The sequence below is a fragment of the Grimontia celer genome (assembly GCF_900055185.1).
GTDB classification, from domain to species: domain Bacteria; phylum Pseudomonadota; class Gammaproteobacteria; order Enterobacterales; family Vibrionaceae; genus Enterovibrio; species Enterovibrio celer.
The window spans coordinates 63,148-80,011 of record NZ_FIZX01000002.1; the positions used below are offsets into that span (position 1 = coordinate 63,148).

17 protein-coding genes are annotated in these 16,864 nt (G+C 50.8%); 15 read left to right on the top strand and 2 right to left on the bottom strand.

The window, feature by feature from the left end; genetic code table 11:
- Positions 1 to 75: 75 nt before the first annotated feature.
- On the bottom strand, positions 76 to 594 hold the full coding sequence (locus GCE9029_RS10610) for an Hcp family type VI secretion system effector (protein WP_002540653.1): 519 nt from the start codon (positions 592 to 594) through the stop codon (positions 76 to 78).
- Positions 595 to 797: 203 nt separating this feature from the next.
- Positions 798 to 1,721, bottom strand: a complete 924-nt coding sequence (locus GCE9029_RS10615; RefSeq protein ID WP_062663251.1) for a LysR substrate-binding domain-containing protein — start codon at positions 1,719 to 1,721, stop codon at positions 798 to 800.
- Positions 1,722 to 2,020: 299 nt separating this feature from the next.
- On the opposite strand from GCE9029_RS10615, the gene torT reads away from it, so the two are divergent.
- The 15 genes from torT to GCE9029_RS26325 all read left to right on the top strand — a co-directional run bounded on the left by torT (position 2,021) and on the right by GCE9029_RS26325 (position 16,820).
- Positions 2,021 to 3,109, top strand: a complete 1,089-nt coding sequence (gene torT / locus GCE9029_RS10620) for a TMAO reductase system periplasmic protein TorT (RefSeq protein ID WP_062663252.1) — start codon at positions 2,021 to 2,023, stop codon at positions 3,107 to 3,109.
- Positions 3,109 to 4,626: a sugar ABC transporter ATP-binding protein gene (locus tag GCE9029_RS10625; RefSeq protein WP_062663253.1), complete on the top strand. Its 1,518-nt coding sequence runs from the start codon at positions 3,109 to 3,111 to the stop codon at positions 4,624 to 4,626. Before torT ends, GCE9029_RS10625 begins: the two co-directional genes overlap by 1 nt.
- Entirely contained in the window at positions 4,616 to 5,668 is a 1,053-nt protein-coding gene (locus GCE9029_RS10630; RefSeq protein ID WP_197475352.1) for an ABC transporter permease, read from the top strand. The genes GCE9029_RS10625 and GCE9029_RS10630 overlap by 11 nt, the downstream gene beginning before the upstream one ends.
- Before the next feature lie 40 nt (positions 5,669 to 5,708).
- Complete coding sequence (pxpA, locus tag GCE9029_RS10635) at positions 5,709 to 6,464, top strand: 5-oxoprolinase subunit PxpA (protein WP_062665585.1); 756 nt, start codon at positions 5,709 to 5,711, stop codon at positions 6,462 to 6,464.
- Positions 6,465 to 6,483: 19 nt separating this feature from the next.
- On the top strand, positions 6,484 to 6,723 hold the full coding sequence (locus GCE9029_RS10640) for an acetyl-CoA carboxylase (protein WP_046303945.1): 240 nt from the start codon (positions 6,484 to 6,486) through the stop codon (positions 6,721 to 6,723).
- A 28-nt stretch (positions 6,724 to 6,751) separates the two neighbouring features.
- Positions 6,752 to 8,164, top strand: a complete 1,413-nt coding sequence (locus tag GCE9029_RS10645) for an acetyl-CoA carboxylase biotin carboxylase subunit (RefSeq protein ID WP_062663254.1) — start codon at positions 6,752 to 6,754, stop codon at positions 8,162 to 8,164.
- 9 nt (positions 8,165 to 8,173) lie between these two features.
- The gene (locus tag GCE9029_RS10650; protein WP_002540640.1) at positions 8,174 to 9,049 is read left to right on the top strand and encodes a 5-oxoprolinase subunit B family protein; all 876 of its coding nucleotides are present in this window, start codon (positions 8,174 to 8,176) and stop codon (positions 9,047 to 9,049) included.
- Positions 9,039 to 10,022, top strand: coding sequence for a 5-oxoprolinase subunit C family protein (locus GCE9029_RS10655; protein ID WP_062663255.1), 984 nt, complete (start codon positions 9,039 to 9,041; stop codon positions 10,020 to 10,022). Before GCE9029_RS10650 ends, GCE9029_RS10655 begins: the two co-directional genes overlap by 11 nt.
- Positions 10,019 to 11,461 (top strand): NAD-dependent succinate-semialdehyde dehydrogenase, encoded by a 1,443-nt coding sequence (locus tag GCE9029_RS10660; RefSeq protein WP_062663256.1) that lies wholly within the window; start codon positions 10,019 to 10,021, stop codon positions 11,459 to 11,461. The genes GCE9029_RS10655 and GCE9029_RS10660 overlap by 4 nt, the downstream gene beginning before the upstream one ends.
- A gap of 23 nt (positions 11,462 to 11,484) precedes the next feature.
- Positions 11,485 to 12,753: a 4-aminobutyrate--2-oxoglutarate transaminase gene (gene gabT, locus GCE9029_RS10665; RefSeq protein WP_062663257.1), complete on the top strand. Its 1,269-nt coding sequence runs from the start codon at positions 11,485 to 11,487 to the stop codon at positions 12,751 to 12,753.
- A 487-nt stretch (positions 12,754 to 13,240) separates the two neighbouring features.
- Positions 13,241 to 13,651, top strand: coding sequence for a His-Xaa-Ser system protein HxsD (gene hxsD / locus GCE9029_RS10670; RefSeq protein WP_062663258.1), 411 nt, complete (start codon positions 13,241 to 13,243; stop codon positions 13,649 to 13,651).
- 2 nt (positions 13,652 to 13,653) lie between these two features.
- On the top strand, positions 13,654 to 13,887 hold the full coding sequence (locus tag GCE9029_RS10675; protein WP_062663259.1) for a hypothetical protein: 234 nt from the start codon (positions 13,654 to 13,656) through the stop codon (positions 13,885 to 13,887).
- On the top strand, positions 13,880 to 15,343 hold the full coding sequence (gene hxsB / locus GCE9029_RS10680) for a His-Xaa-Ser system radical SAM maturase HxsB (RefSeq protein ID WP_062663260.1): 1,464 nt from the start codon (positions 13,880 to 13,882) through the stop codon (positions 15,341 to 15,343). Before GCE9029_RS10675 ends, hxsB begins: the two co-directional genes overlap by 8 nt.
- A gap of 2 nt (positions 15,344 to 15,345) precedes the next feature.
- Positions 15,346 to 16,503, top strand: a complete 1,158-nt coding sequence (gene hxsC, locus GCE9029_RS10685; RefSeq protein ID WP_062663261.1) for a His-Xaa-Ser system radical SAM maturase HxsC — start codon at positions 15,346 to 15,348, stop codon at positions 16,501 to 16,503.
- The gene (locus tag GCE9029_RS26325) at positions 16,503 to 16,820 is read left to right on the top strand and encodes a hypothetical protein (RefSeq protein WP_157487803.1); all 318 of its coding nucleotides are present in this window, start codon (positions 16,503 to 16,505) and stop codon (positions 16,818 to 16,820) included. The genes hxsC and GCE9029_RS26325 overlap by 1 nt, the downstream gene beginning before the upstream one ends.
- The last annotated feature ends 44 nt before the right edge of the window (positions 16,821 to 16,864 follow it).

Sequence of the window (16,864 nt, forward strand, 5' to 3'; positions counted from 1 at the left end):
CCCTAGACGCTTGTGCGGTATCTGTTCGATGGATAACGGGTAAGCATCAACTGAAGTCGACACTTACCCAGTGTTTTACCCTTCGATTGGCGCTCTCCAGTCGTCGGCACCTGATGTGCCTGCGACGGTATGTTCCCAATCGATTTTTCGGTAAGCCACGGACACAGTCACTAGCTGAGTAAACTCTTTTTTCTCTAAGTCCTGACAGTGCGGCATATTGCAGTCAATATCGATAATGGTGCCGTCTGTCAAAATGGTCGAGAAAAAGTGTTCCTGCTTACCTTCTACTGACGTCCTGTACCACTTGAGTTCAATTTTCGGCAGCATTTCACCCGATGACAGCGCGTTATACATGAGGGGTACCGCTTTGTTCAGCGCCACGGTGAACTTGAATGGTTTGTGGACACGTTGACCTGACGGCTGACCACTTTGTGGGTCGGTGGGAACAGTCACGATGTGATCAAATGCCTGTACCAGCATTTCATCTTCATGACCTTCAACATAGATGTTACCGACAGAATCGGCGGTAAATGCACCGGCAGTGATATTGCCTTGGGTTTGACCTTCAATCGCGATATAGCATGGAGTTGGCATTGCGTATTCCTTCTGCAGCGAGTGTATGTATCGACCAATACACACAGGCAACACATATGCCAATTAGGTTTTTTCAGATAAACAGACACTTGAGAATTTCAACCAAATACCCGGGCAAAAAACCGCTCAAACTTTGCGCAATTCTTGCCCGTTGGGTAATTTTTGGCCTGAAAGGTGAAACCAGATTAATCCTTAGAAACTGATCAGTACCGTTGCGAAAACCCATTATCCGGTGTCACTGAAAGTTCCATAAATTCACAGAATGCAGTGACTGCATCACTACGCTCACGCTTTCGGGACCACACCAAACCCACATCCATCGGTGGTACATGATCAGCGAGTGGACGCACTTCCACCCTCCTTCCTTCCAGTGACCAAGGGCGATAAACCATGTCTGACAGAATAGTGATGCCGTAATCGTTCGCGACCAGACTGCGCACAGATTCCACGGAAGAGGTGCGGAAAATGGTATTGGGCTGATAGGGCGTTTGGTTCCAGTAGCGCAGGGCAGTGTTACTTGCCTCATCGACCGTTAGCATAATGTAGGGATATTGAGCCACATCGTGAAAGGTCACCATTTTGTTTTCCAGCAGAGGATGACTGGAACTGAGCCACAGTCGACGCTGCGAACTCAACAGGGTTTGGAAGCTGATGTCTTCCTGGTTAATCAGGTTGGAGGTCAGCATAAAGGCAACATCAAATTCCCCTGATACCACGCCTTCTTCGATATCCCCCCGGGTGGCTTCCACCAGCTTCAGGTTCACATTGGGATAGCTGCGCTGAAACCGTGTCAGATAGGGCGGTACAAAGTATCCCGCCACCGTGTAGGACATGGCCACAGTAATGGTGCCTTCCACCTGATTGGCGGAGCGGTGCGAAAGCAACATGGCTTCTTCCAGCTCCTTCACGATGTGCGTAGCATGTTGATAAAACTGGTTCCCTTCATAAGTTAGTAACATGCCATGAGGCTGACGCACAAACAGGTTCACATTAAGCATCTCTTCCAACTGTTTGATGGCGGTGGTAATCGCTGACTGGGAAACGTGCATGGCATTGGCCGCTTGAGAGACCTGCCCGGAGTCCGCCGTCGCGATGAAATAGCGAATCTGTTTCATGGTTGGAAGCATGTTCTGTTTTCCTTAAGTCTTGTATCCATTCTTCTGATATCCAGACCTGTCGACAGGTTTGAAAAACGACATTAAAGCTCCATTTAACCTTTAACTATCAATGAAATAACTCAGTTTCACTAGGTGATATCACAGCGCGTTTTGTTATCTTTTTTTCTAATAACACTAGACAAAACTCTATAATTTACATACCAGTGATGCAAATTTAACCTGTTATTAACACATCGAGCAATAGTCAAATCCGGCGTTTCTCGCCATGACCATTGCAAACATTGGTTGAAGTAACAGGGAGAAGAAACATGAACGGCAAACCTTCTGCTGTCCCATGGTTAACCTTGGTCGGTGCAATGGCGCTGGCTCAAAGCAGCGCTGCAAACAGCGAAAGCTGGTACCCGTACACGGTTGATGTCTGGACGACTCCGTTCGACATGAGCAGTGCCCGCGACGTGATGCAATATCAGCCCGTTGAAAAGGCCAGCAAGGCGTGGGACATCTGCGTTTCCTTCCCGCACCTCAAAGATGCCTATTGGACCGCAGTGAACTACGGCGTTGTGGATGAAGCAAAACGCGCCGGCGTCGAAATGCAGTTGGTGGAGGCTGGCGGTTACACCAACCTCAATACTCAGCTTTCACAGATTGAAGACTGTGTGGCTTCCGGCGCAGACGCCGTGATAGTGGGCGCCATTTCTTACGATGGTCTCAATAATCTGGTGAAGAATATCGCCCAGTCCGGTGTGCCGGTTATCGACATCGTCAACGGCATGTCATCGCCAGATATCTCGGCGAAGTCTCTGGTCTCATTTGGCGAGATGGGCGCAAAGATTGGCCAGTATCTGGCGGAGCGCCACCAGAACGATAAAGAGAGAGTTAAAGTCGGCTGGTTTCCGGGACCTCCTGGCGCAGGTTGGGTTGAAGCCGGAAACAAGGGTTTTCAGTCTGCCGTAGGAGGCTCAAACATTGACGTAGTAGAAACCAAATACGGCGATACTGGTAAAGAAGTGCAGCTCAAACTGGTGGAAGACACCCTCGAAGCGCATCCAGATCTGGATTACATCGTCGGCACAGCAGTGACCGCAGAAGCCGCCACCAGCCTACTCCGTGCCCGTGGTCTCACTGATCAAATCGGCGTCCTTTCCTACTACTTCACACCCGGCGTTTATCAGGGGATCAAACGTAACCTTATCGTTGCTGCGCCAACAGACTCGGCGGTTATCCAAGGCCGTGTCGCGATTGATCAAGCTATCCGTATTCTCGAAGGCAAACCCTACACCAAACATGTGGGACCACAGCTTTATGTCATCGATGACAGCAACATCAGCAGCTTTGATCGTAACAGCTCCCTCGCGCCAGCGAACTTTAAACCCACGTTTACAGTGAAGCCGCAGTGATGGACGCACCGATTCTCAGCCTACACGGGATACACAAACAGTATCCCGGTGTAAAAGCGCTCGACGGGGTGGACTTCACCCTTGAGCCCGGCGAAGTTCACGTGTTGTTTGGCGAGAATGGCGCGGGGAAATCAACGCTGATTTCCATTATCTCCGGCGCCAACCAGCCAACGGCCGGAGAGATGCGCTTTTTCGAAGACACCGTGCGCTTCAAAAGCGTTTACGACGCGAGGCAAAAAGGCATCAGTGCGGTGTTTCAGGAGTTTTCTCTGGTCGACACCCTCTCCATTGCCCAAAACCTGTTTCTGGGCGAAGAGCCGTTGACCGGACGTTTTCTCGATAATGCCACCCTGCACACCGAAGCGCAGGTCCTGCTCGAAAAAATGGGGTTTGACCTTGATGCACATCTGCCCGTCAGCGAGCTTTCCCGTGCTGAAAAGCAAATGGTGGAAATTGCTAAAGCGCTTCGTGGCGAATTGTCGGTACTGATCCTTGATGAGCCGACAGCGTCCCTGACGCATCAGGAAACCGAGCAGTTATTTTCGCTGATTGATCAGCTCAAAGCACAAGACGTCGGCATCATCTATATCTCTCACCGCATGGGCGAAATCCGCCAGATTGCAGACCGGATTACAGTGCTGCGGGATGGAAAATACATCGGCACCCGTGAGGTTGATACTGTCGAGGAGCAAGACCTCATCACTATGATGACGGGTAGGGAAATCGACAACGTCTATCCGCACGTGCCCTTTTTACCCACTGAAACCGTGTTGGACGTGCAATCCCTCACCATCGACAACCGACTTGTCGAAGACCTTTCTTTCCACGTCAGAGCCGGGGAGATCGTCGGCTTTGCCGGGTTGGTTGGCTGCGGCAAATCCGAAGCCCTCAGAGCCTGTTTTGGTGCAGAGAAGGTCACTGCCGGTTGCGTGGTGTTCAACGGTGAAAATGTCACAGGGCTTAGCATCCGCGAGATGCTGGACCGCGGATTTTTCTATAACTCCCGTGACCGCAAAGACGAAGGTTTGGTGCTCAACCGCAGTTGCCGGGAAAACATCAGTTTGCCCTCTTTGGGTTCTCATCCCCTTTCCCATCGCCACGGCGCGCTGAATCTTGCCCACGAACGCAAGCAAACCCAAAGCCTTGCAACAAGGCTCAAGCTCTACCCGATGCAAACCGAGCGCGATGTCGGCCAGTTCAGCGGTGGTAATCAACAGAAAGTGCTGTTGGCGAAATGCCTGACCCGCGATGTCTCGCTGTATGTGTTCGACGAACCCACCGTGGGGGTGGATGTCGGGACACGCGCGGAAATCTATCGCTTTATTGCCGGTTTGTGCGAGCAAGGGGCAGCAGTCGTCATCATTTCTTCCGATCTGCCCGAGGTCGTGCACCTCTCCCACCGTCTCTACGTGATGCGTGAAGGACAAATCGCCGCCCACCTTCAGAGAGCAGAGATAACGGAAACCAAGGCGCTCAGCCACTTTTTTGAATCAATGGAGTATGAAAATGAACAGTGAGCCAGTGAAGGCCAGTTCCCAAGGCGCCGATCTGGGCGCTTCCAAAGGGCAATTTGCCAACCGGATGACACGGTTATTTGTGAAGGTGGGTGTCCTGCCTATCCTTGTGGTGATCGCCGTCGCTATCTTTGCATCGGCATCAGAAAACTTCCTGACAGCACGCAACCTGCTGAACCTGCTTCGCCAGTCTTCGTATCTGGTGATGGTCTCCATCGGACAGATGTTTGTGCTGTTAACCGCAGGGTTTGATCTTTCCGTCGGCACCATTATCGCCCTCTCGTCCGTGGTCGGGGCCACCACCATGGCAGCAACCTATGCCGCTTTCCCGGAATCTGTGTATCTCGCCATTCTTGTAGGGATGGCTGCAGGTGTTGCCGTTGGCTTGGTCGTCGGATTTATCAATGGCATCGGCGTCGCGCATTTTCAGGTTTCACCCTTTGTGATGACGCTGGGCATCTCCTCCATTGGTTTTGGTATCGCCCTTTATATGACAGGCGGATCGCCGGTGTATGGCATGCCGATGGAGTTCGGCAACACCTTTGGCTTTGGCAACATTTTTGGCTTGCCCACACCGATTCTGGTTGCCTTGCTGATGACGATTTTTGCCATGGCCATCGTCAACCGTACCCGTCTGGGCCGCTATTTCTATGCAGTTGGTGGAAACATCAATGCCGCCCGTCTCTCAGGGATCAACACCCACAAAACGCTGATTCTGGCGTACCTGCTCTGCGCGTCCTTCGCAGCCATGGCAGGGATGTTGATCACCGCCCGTCTTGACACCGGCGAGGCCAACATAGGCGCAGCCATGCCCCTCGAGTCCATTGCAGCCTGCGTCATCGCCGGTGTCAGTCTTCGCGGTGGGATCGGGCGAGTGGAACATGTCGTCTTGGGCGCGGTGTTTATCAGTCTGGTGCAAAACGGCATGAACCTGACCCGCGTGGAATCTTACCTGCAAACCGTGGTGATCGGTGCGCTGCTGATTTTTGCCGTCATCGTCGACCAAATTCGTATTCGATTGCGCGCCAAGCTGGGAGCCCACTGATATGCGCCTTACCAACACATTTCAAAAGGAAGGTCTCACTATGATCAACATCAACAGCGACATGGGTGAAGGCTTTGGCATCTACAAACTCAGTGACGATGAAGCGCTGATGCCTTACATCACTGAAGCCAATGTCGCCTGCGGGTTTCACGCCTCAGACCCCAACCATATGAAACGTACCGTAGAGCTTGCCAAGCAATACGGCGTGAAAGTCGGGGCGCATTTCTCGCTACCTGATTTGCAGGGGTTTGGACGCCGTAAAATGCATCTCAGCCAAGGCGAGCTGCACAACATGATTGTGTACCAGATCGGCGCGCTGAAAGGCTTCCTCGATATGCTCGATATGCCGCTGAACCATCTCAAACCGCATGGCGCGCTCTACGGCATGGCAGCATCTGATCCTGACATCGCTGAAACGATTGCCCGGATTGCACACCACTATCAGGTGCCAGTGTTTGGGCTGTCAGGCACCTGCCATGAAACCATTTACAGTGCACACGGTGCAGGCTTCACCCCCGAGTTTTTTACCGACCTCGACTACGATCAAGATGGGCATCTGGTGATCACCCAAACCCATGACGCCACTGATCCTGTCTATGCCGCCAAGCGCGTTCTGAAGGCGGTGGAACACGGCAAGGTCACGGCCAACAACGGTCAAGAGATCCCGGTTGTCGCCCAAACCATCTGTGTGCATTCAGATACCCCGAATGCGGTGGATATCGCCAAAGCGGTCAATGAGGTGTTACAGCCTCACCTTTCCCGCCAAAGCGATGTCTGCATCGCCGAAAAAGAATAGACGTTCGAAGGAGTGAACCATGTCTGACAAAGAAATTATCTGCCCGTTACCTGGCATCTTTTACCGCTCGGCTTCTCCCGATCAGCCCCGATACAAAGATCCGGGAGATGCTATCGAACCGGGTGACGTGATTGGACTGGTGGAAGTGATGAAATCCTTCCATGAAATTAAAGCGGAAACTTCCGGTGTGATTGACGACTTTTTGATTGAGAACGAAAGCCCGGTCAACGCAGGACAACCTATTGTCCGTCTGAAGTAAGCGCTCTGAATGCACACAAGGAGTCAGTATGACAATCGAAAAATTGCTCATCGCCAATCGCGGTGAGATAGCCGTGCGCATTATCCGCGCGGCCAAGGAAATGGGGATCCATACCGTGCAGGTATACAGCGAGGCGGACAAAGAGTCCCTTGCAGTAAAACTGGCTGATGAAGCCATTTGTATCGGTGCCCCGATGGCTAACCAATCTTATCTTTGCGGTGACAAAGTCATTAAGGCGGCAGAGCAGTCTGGCGCGGATGCTATTCATCCCGGCTATGGCTTTCTCTCTGAAAATGCCAGCTTCTCAGATGACGTGCGTAAGGCAGGCATTATCTTTGTCGGCCCGTCCGGCCAAACCATGACTAAGATGGCTGATAAAGCCCGCGCCCGTGAAACCGCGATGGCAGCCGGTGTACCCGTGGTACCCGGAAGTGCGCCCTCTGATAACCCGGAAGCGGCGCTTCAACAGGCCAAACTCATCGGTTTTCCAGTGATGATCAAAGCGTCAGCGGGCGGTGGTGGACGCGGCATTCGTGTGATTGAAGACGAAAGCGAGTTCCTGACCCAGTACCATCAGGCATCTGCTGAAGCACAGTCGGCGTTTGGTGACGGCACGCTTTATCTCGAAAAATTCATTCGCCAATCCCGCCATGTGGAAGTACAAATTCTTGCGGATGGCCTGAATGCGGTGCACCTGTTCGAGCGAGAGTGCTCGCTGCAACGTCGCCGCCAGAAAGTCTGGGAAGAAGCACCCTGCGCCGTCTTGCCGGATTTGGTGCGAGAAGCTATGTGTCAGTCTGCGGTATCTCTGGCAAAAAGCGTCAACTACAAAGGCGCGGGCACCATTGAGTTTCTCTACGATGATGAATCTGAGTCTTTCTATTTCATCGAGATGAATACCCGCATTCAGGTCGAGCACCCGATCACCGAAGCCATCACTGGTGTTGACCTGATTCGGGAGATGATTCAGATCGCGTCGGGTCAGCACCTTTCTCTCAAACAAGAGGACATTCAGCGTCGCGGCCATGCCATTGAAATTCGCCTGAATGCGGAAGACCCGTTCAACGGCTTCCTCCCTTTCCCCGGCGTCATCAAATCTTTCACCCCACCGATGGGCAGCGGTGTGCGCTTTGACGGGCTCATCTACTCCGGCTTCGCCATTCCCCCTTATTACGACTCATTACTCGGCAAGCTGATTGTCTGGGACGAAGACAGGGAAAGCGCGATTCACCGCATGGCAAGGGCACTGGACGAACTGTCGATTGAAGGTGTGAAAACCACACAACCGCTGTTTCAAAAGCTGTGTGAAGCGCCTGATGTGATAAACGGCAATTTCCACACGGCGTGGCTTGAACAATGGCTGGAGACACTCGACGCCCCAAAGCCTGAACAAGGTCAGTCAGACAACAAAAAGGATTGCTCGCTGCCACAAGCAAGCTAAGGAAGGACAATGAAAACACGCTATTCATACGGCGGCGACGAGCATATTTTCGTCGAAGTCAGCGAAGAAATGTCGCTCGCTGCCTTTTTCAAAAGCTTGTCGATCACCCAGGCCATCCGTGAAGCGAACCTGCCCGGCGTTGAGGAAATCTGCCCGGCAAACGCCTCATTTCAGGTGAAGTACAATCCCGACGTTTGCGCGCCTGAAACCATGCTCGCCGCGATTCAGGACATCGAAAAAGCGCAAGCGGCAGGAAAGGCAGAAATCGATACCCGCATCGTTGAGGTGCCGGTTTTCTACCAAGATCCCTGGACCCATGAAACCCTGATGCGGTTTCGCGATCGCCATCAGGATCCAGAAGGCACCGATCTCTCTTACGCAGCCAGAATCAACGGCTATGACTCCATTGAAGCCTTTATTGAGGCGCATTCCGGTTCCCCCTGGTTTGTCACCATGGTGGGGTTCGTTTCCGGTCTGCCGTTCATGTTCCAAATGGTTGAACGCGACAAGCAAATACAGGTACCGAAATACGTCAGGCCCAGAACCGACACACCCAAGCTGACGGTCGGCTACGGCGGCTGTTTCTCCTGTATTTACTCCGTGCGGGGCGCCGGTGGCTACCAAATGTTCGGTGTCACCCCTGTCCCTATTTACGACCCGGCGCAAAACGCGGCACACCTGAAAGATTTTCTGGTGTTCTTCCAACCGGGCGACATCGTGAAGTTCAAACCTATCTCAGAAAATGAGTATCACGAGATCGTCAAACAGGTCGAAGACGGTACCTACCAACCTCGCACAAAATCGGTTCGATTCTCACTGTCTGAGTTTGAAAAAGACATGGCGGGCTATAACGCAGCAATGCAGGAGGCGCTGTATGAGCATTAATGTTATCCACCCCGGGCTCGCCACCTCTGTACAGGATTTGGGCCGCAAAGGGTATTTTCATCTTGGCATTCCGGTCTCAGGTGCGATGGACAGATTCGCTTGTCGCTGCGCCAACTGGCTGGTTGGTAACGACGAAAACGCGGCGGTGTTGGAAGCGGTGTTTATGGGACCCAAACTGACGTTCAATCAGGACGCCACCGTAGCCGTCACAGGGGCAGATATGACCCCCATCGTTGATGGGGAAGAGCAGGTCAATTGGGCAAGCTTTGAGGTGAAAGCCGGTCAGACCCTATCCTTCTCACATCTGACAGGCGGCGCGCGAATTTATATCGCCATTGCTGGAGGCATTGATGTGCCTGAGGTACTGGGAAGCCGTTCGACCTATACGCTCGGTGCGCTGGGCGGATTTGAAGGCAGATTGCTACAAGCCGGGGACGAACTGCCTGTCGGCGGCGATGAAGCGCCGTTTGAAGAACGCTATTTACCCGACTTTCTACGCAGACCAAGGTTGAATCAGTTGCGGGTGGTTCCCGGCCTTTACTGGCACCGGATCACCAAAGCGGCTGGCGAGCAATTTTTCGAAGATACCTGGCAGGTAGCGCCAGAAGCAGACCGCATTGGCTACCGGTTCAAAAACGGCACGCCATTAGAGTTTGTCGAGCGCGAGCAGCCGTTTGGCGCAGGATCCGACCCTTCCAACATTGTCGACGGCTGTTATCCCTATGGCTCAATTCAGGTGCCAGCAGGGAAAGAACCCATTGTGTTGCACCGAGACGCCGTTTCAGGCGGAGGCTACTTCATGATTGGCACCGTGGTGTCGGTGGACATGGATCTTATCGGTCAGATGCAGCCCAATTCACAGACCCAGTTTGTGCAAATCTCGCTGGAAGATGCGCTGAAAGCCCGCAAGGAATATGACGCGCTGTTGAAGTATGCCAAACAGCATATCGAGAAAAGCGGGGCCGCACGATGACGTTGATTCGAGATAAGGCATTCATTGGTGGCGATTGGGTCGACAGTGAAAGCGGGAAAACCTACCCCGTTTTCGACCCTGCTTACACCAACATCATCGCCCATGTCCCTGAGATGGGTGAAAGCGACACCCAAGCCGCGATTGATGCAGCCCAAAAGGCATTCGGCAACTGGCGAACAACCACGGCTAAGCAGCGGTCAGAAAAGCTGATGAATTGGTTTAACCTCATTATGGAAAACCAGTCCGATTTGGCAGCGCTCATTACACAGGAATCGGGCAAGCCTTTGGCTGAGTCGATCGGTGAAGTTGGCTACGGCGCTTCATTTATCCAATGGTTCGCGGAAGAGGGGAAACGCACTTATGGTGATGTTATTCCGACAACCGCGATAGACAGGCGTTTGCAAACCATCAAACAACCTGTCGGTGTCTGCGCGGCTATCACGCCATGGAATTTCCCCATCGCGATGATCACCCGCAAAGTCGCCCCCGCCCTTGCAGCAGGATGCACCATCGTCGTCAAACCGGCAGAAGCGACCCCCCTTTCCGCGTTGGCGCTGGCGTCATTGGCGCAGGAAGCCGGTATACCGGATGGTGTCATTAATGTGGTGACCGCTTCTCACGGCGCCGAGGTGGGTAAGGTGCTCTGCAACAGCGCGGATGTTCGCAAGCTTTCCTTCACAGGCTCAACGGCAGTTGGCAAAACGCTGATTAAGCAATGTGCCGATACCGTTAAACGGGTGTCGATGGAGCTCGGCGGCAATGCACCTTTTATCGTCTTTGATGATGCGGATATCGATGCAGCTGTCGAAGGGGCTCTGGCCTCCAAGTTCCGGAATGCAGGGCAAACCTGCGTGTGCGCAAACCGCATCTTGGTACAGTCCGGCATCTATGACGCCTTCGCAGAAAAGTTTGCCAATGCCGTCAGCAACCTCAAAGTCGGCGCAGGGCTTGAGCCCAGAAACCAGATTGGCCCACTCATCAACCGCTCAGCACTCGATAAAGTCGAATCACACATACGCGATGCACTGGTTTTGGGAGCACGGCGGCTAACCGGCGGAGCCAGCCATTCGCTGGGTGGCCTCTTCTATCAACCTACCGTATTGGCCGATGTTACCCCTGCCATGCGGATTGCTTCTGAAGAGACCTTTGGCCCCGTCGCTCCCCTTTTCCGCTTTGAAGATGAAGCGCAAGCCATTGCGATGGCCAACGACACGGAATATGGCCTCGCTGCCTATTTCTATTCGCGGGATATCCAACGCTGTTTGCGTGTCAGCGAAGCGTTGGAATACGGCATGGTCGGCGTGAATGAAGGCGTGATTTCCAATGAAGTCGCCCCCTTTGGCGGTGTGAAAGCCTCCGGTTTAGGCCGGGAAGGATCGCGACAAGGCATCGAAGAGTACCTCGAAACCAAATACGTCTGCTTTGGCGGACTCTTGTAACTCACCAGTATCAGGAACCAACAATGAACAACCAGTCACTGATGGATCGCCGCAATGCGGCGGTTCCCAGAGGCGTGGCTTCGGCTACCCCTCTGTTTGTAAAACGTGCCAAAAATGCAGAATTTTGGGATGTGGAAGACAACCGTTATATCGACTTCGCGGCGGGAATTGCAGTCGTTAATACCGGTCATAATAACCGCGCTGTCACGCAGGCAGTCACTGAGCAAATCGAGAAATTCAGCCACACTGCTTTTCAGGTCGCAGGCTACGAGAATTACATTGAGTTAGCCGAACGTTTAAATGCCATCGCCCCGATCGATGATGCCAAAACCATCCTGATGACCACAGGTGCTGAGGCATTGGAAAATGCGGTAAAAATCGCCCGTCATTACACCAAACGAAGCGGTGTTATTGCCTTCCATGGTGGCTTTCATGGCCGCACGCTTTTGACCATGGGCATGACCGGAAAAATTGCCCCTTACAAAGAGGGCTTCGGTCCGTTCCCAAATGACATTTACCACATTCCCTTCCCGGTTCCTTATCAGGGCATTGATACCGCCTATTCGCTGCAACAACTGGAGAAACTGTTCAAGACGGACATCGCTCCTTCCTCGGTTGCTGCCATTGTGCTGGAACCTGTTCAAGGGGAAGGCGGTTTTTATGCCGCGCCAAATGCGCTGATGGAGCACCTTCGCGCCCTTTGCGATGAACACGGCATTGTGTTGATTTTCGACGAAGTGCAAACAGGCTTTGGCCGCACAGGGAAAACCCTCGCGAGCGAGCATTTTGATGTGCAGCCCGATTTGATCACAGTGGCAAAAGCGCTGGCAGGTGGCTATCCACTTTCTGGCATTATCGGCAAGCGCGATATCATGGACAGCCCAGCGCCGGGCGGCCTTGGTGGTACCTATGGTGGTAGCCCAGTGGGATGCGCAGCCGCGTTAGCCGTGCTGGATGAATTGGAATCCAAATGCCTTAATGACCGTGCCGAGGCTGTGGGAAGCCGCCTGCATCAGGCTTTTTCCGAGTTAAAAGAACTGAACCCTGAGCTGCCTATCGATCATATCCGCCACAAAGGTGCCATGATTGCGTTTGATTTCGTCGTCGATGGACAACCAGAACCCCGCCATGTGCCGCCTTTTATCAAAGCCTGCCGTAGCAAAGGCCTTATCTTGCTGCCCTGTGGTCAGTTCGGCAACGCGATCCGATTGCTGCCTCCACTCACTGTCGAAAATCATATCGTCGAAGAAGCGATAGACATTATGAGGAAGGCGTTGCTCTCTTTGCGCTAGCGGAAAACAGAAAAGCCACCTAAGCGTGGCTTTTTAGAATGCTAGATGCCATCAATAGCTGACACGATTTTGCCCCATTTCAATTTACTGGTGTTCTTTACTTAGCTTGAAAAACACAAACCATCCATTATTTATACTAATGCATTAACACTCACGAATTCACCTTGCAAATAACATCAATTACTGACTGATTAATCAATAACCAATCAGTTTTCCATGCGAACGAAATCAAATCTGCTTTTCTGAACTTTGTGTTACATTTCCGCCAAAAATTTCAGACAGCAATGGCATGTTGCGTGCTGATAAGATAAGGGCGCTAGCGTAAGTGTCTTTTGCCCCGTTTCGTGTTGGCGAAAGCAAATGGAATCCATATCTTCCCGAGAGTTTTGATAGGTTTTCTAATGCGAGTCATGAGGCGATTACTATTGATTGTGCGTCTGTAGTGGGCACATAATCCTGCCGATTTTTAACATGTAAGACTTTACTAATGAATATTGAAACTCTTCACAATGAGCTAGGTGAAGCTGGCAAAGTTACTCTTTCCAAAACTGCATACCCAATTGAAGCATTGCTAAAAGTAGCATATGACTTCACTGGCGAATTCTACGTATATATTGGTGAGAGCGGTGAGAACTACGAAGTGAACATCGCTTTTGCTGATAACCGTAATCCATCTGCAGATGATGTGGTTTCTGCGTGTGGTCGCTTCATGAATGAAGTTTGCGACCAAGCAGTTCGCCAGATCGTTCTAAAAGAAACTGGCGCTATTCGTGAAGCTATCGTATCCGCTGCGTTCGCTGAAGCATCTAAGGGCATCTATAACAAACCAACTCAAGTACCTGGCGTTAATGATAAGTACAAAGATGATCCGCTAAATATCTTGGTTCAGAAAGGTTAGTTATGAGTTTCACACTATCTCTGGCAACTTGCGACATGTCAGCTATCAGCGACGCACGCAAAGCATTTAAAGAGCACACTAAGGTTGATGTGCTGAAGAACCAAGGCACTGTATCTCTTGATTTCCAAGTGAACCAGGAATACGGCCCTGAAGAGAAGCAACAAGTAATTGGTTCTTTTCTTAACTATGTTCTACAAGCTACGGCTATTAAAAAGTTAAGTATCGAACATGAGTAAGTTCTTACCACTATCCGAATTCACCGATGTGGAAGGTTACCACTTGATGCCTTTCAAGCTATCACGCTTCTCGGAAACAGAGCACCTTATAAGTAATGACTTTGGCGAATGGACGATCCTAAGCAACGAAGCAATACAAACGGTGGTGAACAACCAACTGGACCCAACTTCAAAGCTTTACCGCGAACTGAAAGCGAAGTACTTCATTTACAGTGGTGACATAACGCTCGGTATGGAGATCTTGGCATCTAAGCTGAAGACCAAGAAAGACTTCATTGTCGGCTTCAGCAAGCTTCACATCTTCTGTATGACATTACGTTGTAACCATAGCTGTACTTACTGCCAGGTTAGCCGTAAGACAGAGAATGCGGACAAAGGTTGCTATGACATGAGCGATGAGGTTCTAGAACGCTCGATCGACATCATGCTGCAGAGTCCATCTATGTCCGTCACTATGGAATTTCAAGGCGGTGAATCTCTACTGGCTTTGAGTCAGGTAAAAAAAGCGGTACTACTGGCGAAAGAAAAGAATGAGCGCGTAAGTAAAGAAATCGTATTTGTTATCTGTACGAACCTTACGAACGTTACGCACGCAGATCTTGAATTTTTCAAAGAGCATAACGTAGAAATCTCTACTTCTCTTGATGGCCATGCTGCGCTACACAACCTCAACCGTCCTACGTCGGGCGGCAACAGCTACGAAAAAGTAATCCGTAGCTTTGATATGGTTCGTGAGATGTATGGTGAACTTCGCTTGTCTGCACTTATGACGACAACCAAAGAATCACTGAAGTACCCGAAAGAGATTATTGACGAGTACGTTCGCCAAGGCCTACACCAAGTCTTTATCCGTGAACTGAACCCCTACGGTTTTGCGGAGAAAGCAGCGCGTAAGATCGGCTACACAACAGATGAATTTCTACATTTCTACAAGGAAATGTTGGATTACATCATTGAAATAAATAAGAAAGGTATTCCTTTCGAAGAGTGCTTCGCTGGTCTGATTCTGCGTAAACTTATGACACCTTGGAGCATTGGCTTTGTTGATCTACAGAGTCCAACAGGAACCGGCTTCAACGTAACGCTATACAACTACAACGGCAAGGTTTACCCAAGCGATGAATCCCGCATGATGGCCGAAACTGGCGATGATACTTTCTGCTTAGGCAATGTCTTGACAGATAGCTACGAGCAGATGTTCTTTGGTGAGCCAATGCAACTAATCGCGTCAGCAGCTTTAAACGAAGCATTGCCGGCTTGTAGCGATTGTGCATACGCACCGTTTTGTGGTTCGGAGCCGGTTCGTCGCCTGCAGACTCAAGGTGATGTGGTTGGCCACCGTCCAACTGATTCATATTGCTACCGTAACAAAGCTATCATCCAGCACATTATTAACTTGTGGTTGAATGGTGATGCAGAAACAAAAGCAATCATGTTGCGTTGGATGCGAGGTTAATTGTGGAAAAGTTCAAAGTAGCGCTGAAGTCGGAGACGACTGGTATTCAGGGCGAACAGCTAGGTTTAGCTGTATGCTCATGGTCTGACGATTATCAGGGCAAAAACGTACTGTACTACTACAAAGGTGGTGAGCTAGATCAAACGATGTTGGAGAAGGCTTCCCTTATTGTTACCAAACAACCAATAGGCGAAGTAAGTTTACCAGTGGTCAAGATTGATTACGATCACTTGGTAGAAGGTTCAGTACTGCAGATCGCACCAAGTGGTAAAATCCGCGTGATGTTTAATCCAGAGTCAGGCAACAATGCGCTGTTCGCTACGGACGCGTGTAATAACTATTGTGTTATGTGTCCGCAGCCACCTAAGCCGGTCTCAATTGAGCACTGTACTGATTACTTGTTAGAGATTATATCTCTGATTCGTGAATGCGATGCACCAGAGTCACTTGGGATCACTGGCGGTGAGCCGACGATGATTCGCGAAGGCTTGATCGAGGTGATTAGCAAAGCATCAGAGAAATTTCCCGAAACAGTTATCCAACTGCTATCAAATGGTCGTTTCTTTGCTTACCGCGACTACACGAAAGAGCTGGGTGCTACGACTAAGAAATTGTTCGTAGGTATCCCGCTGTTCGGCGCAACTTCAGATATCCACGATTACATTGTTCAAGCCAAAGGTGCATTTGAGCAAACTATCAATGGTATTTATGAATGTAAGCGCCAAGGCATCGAAGTAGAATTGCGGGTCGTTCTTCACAAACATACTGTAGAAGAGTTGGACCTATTAGTTGAGTTTATTCATCGCAACTTACCATTCGTGAACCACATAGCCCTAATGGGGATGGAGAACATGGGTTTTGCGAAGATGAACTACAAAGATCTGTGGATCGATCCGGTTGAGTATAAAGCAAAGCTATCCCATGTGGTTGGGATGCTCACTCTGTTTGGTATGAACGTGTCTGTCTTCAACCTACCGTTTTGCCTTGTCGATCCATCGATTTGGAATCATTGCCGTCAAAGTATTAGTGATTTCAAAACTGCGTACCACCCATCTTGTGAGTTGTGCAGTATGAAGTCGGAATGTGCCGGTTTCTTCTCATCAACAAACGAAAAGTTCTTGTTAACAGATACCATTAATATCGTGCCAGTGGAGGCATAATGAAACTACCATCTCTGAAGAAAAGTGGTGATAAATCACCTATTCGTAAAATCAAAACTCTAGTTACCGGCGTTCTAGCAGCTACACTATCTTTCGGCGCAGCAGCAGCTCCAGCAAGTGCACCAATCAGTGACGCTAGTTCTATCCTATCCACTCTGCAAGTAGAAGGCCAAGCTCGCGTGATCAACCTAGCTCCAACTGAAGGTGAGAACCTACTAGCGGCACATTACAGCCACCGTTCTCACTCTAGCCATAGCTCTCACCGCTCGCATAGTTCCCATAGCTCGCACAGCAGTCACTATTCATACGTGTACTAAGCAGCTATAACAAATATGAATAAGTGTCGCGCAGCCGACACTTT

What these genes read in the sequence shown, in the direction of transcription:
- GCE9029_RS10610 (WP_002540653.1), bottom strand. Translation starts at nt 594, where the DNA reads ATGCCAACTCCATGCTATATCGCGATTGAAGGTCAAACCCAAGGCAAT.
- GCE9029_RS10615 (WP_062663251.1), bottom strand. Translation starts at nt 1,721, where the DNA reads ATGCTTCCAACCATGAAACAGATTCGCTATTTCATCGCGACGGCGGAC.
- torT (WP_062663252.1), top strand. Translation starts at nt 2,021, where the DNA reads ATGAACGGCAAACCTTCTGCTGTCCCATGGTTAACCTTGGTCGGTGCA.
- GCE9029_RS10625 (WP_062663253.1), top strand. Translation starts at nt 3,109, where the DNA reads ATGGACGCACCGATTCTCAGCCTACACGGGATACACAAACAGTATCCC.
- GCE9029_RS10630 (WP_197475352.1), top strand. Translation starts at nt 4,616, where the DNA reads ATGAACAGTGAGCCAGTGAAGGCCAGTTCCCAAGGCGCCGATCTGGGC.
- pxpA (WP_062665585.1), top strand. Translation starts at nt 5,709, where the DNA reads ATGATCAACATCAACAGCGACATGGGTGAAGGCTTTGGCATCTACAAA.
- GCE9029_RS10640 (WP_046303945.1), top strand. Translation starts at nt 6,484, where the DNA reads ATGTCTGACAAAGAAATTATCTGCCCGTTACCTGGCATCTTTTACCGC.
- GCE9029_RS10645 (WP_062663254.1), top strand. Translation starts at nt 6,752, where the DNA reads ATGACAATCGAAAAATTGCTCATCGCCAATCGCGGTGAGATAGCCGTG.
- GCE9029_RS10650 (WP_002540640.1), top strand. Translation starts at nt 8,174, where the DNA reads ATGAAAACACGCTATTCATACGGCGGCGACGAGCATATTTTCGTCGAA.
- GCE9029_RS10655 (WP_062663255.1), top strand. Translation starts at nt 9,039, where the DNA reads ATGAGCATTAATGTTATCCACCCCGGGCTCGCCACCTCTGTACAGGAT.
- GCE9029_RS10660 (WP_062663256.1), top strand. Translation starts at nt 10,019, where the DNA reads ATGACGTTGATTCGAGATAAGGCATTCATTGGTGGCGATTGGGTCGAC.
- gabT (WP_062663257.1), top strand. Translation starts at nt 11,485, where the DNA reads ATGAACAACCAGTCACTGATGGATCGCCGCAATGCGGCGGTTCCCAGA.
- hxsD (WP_062663258.1), top strand. Translation starts at nt 13,241, where the DNA reads ATGAATATTGAAACTCTTCACAATGAGCTAGGTGAAGCTGGCAAAGTT.
- GCE9029_RS10675 (WP_062663259.1), top strand. Translation starts at nt 13,654, where the DNA reads ATGAGTTTCACACTATCTCTGGCAACTTGCGACATGTCAGCTATCAGC.
- hxsB (WP_062663260.1), top strand. Translation starts at nt 13,880, where the DNA reads ATGAGTAAGTTCTTACCACTATCCGAATTCACCGATGTGGAAGGTTAC.
- GCE9029_RS26325 (WP_157487803.1), top strand. Translation starts at nt 16,503, where the DNA reads ATGAAACTACCATCTCTGAAGAAAAGTGGTGATAAATCACCTATTCGT.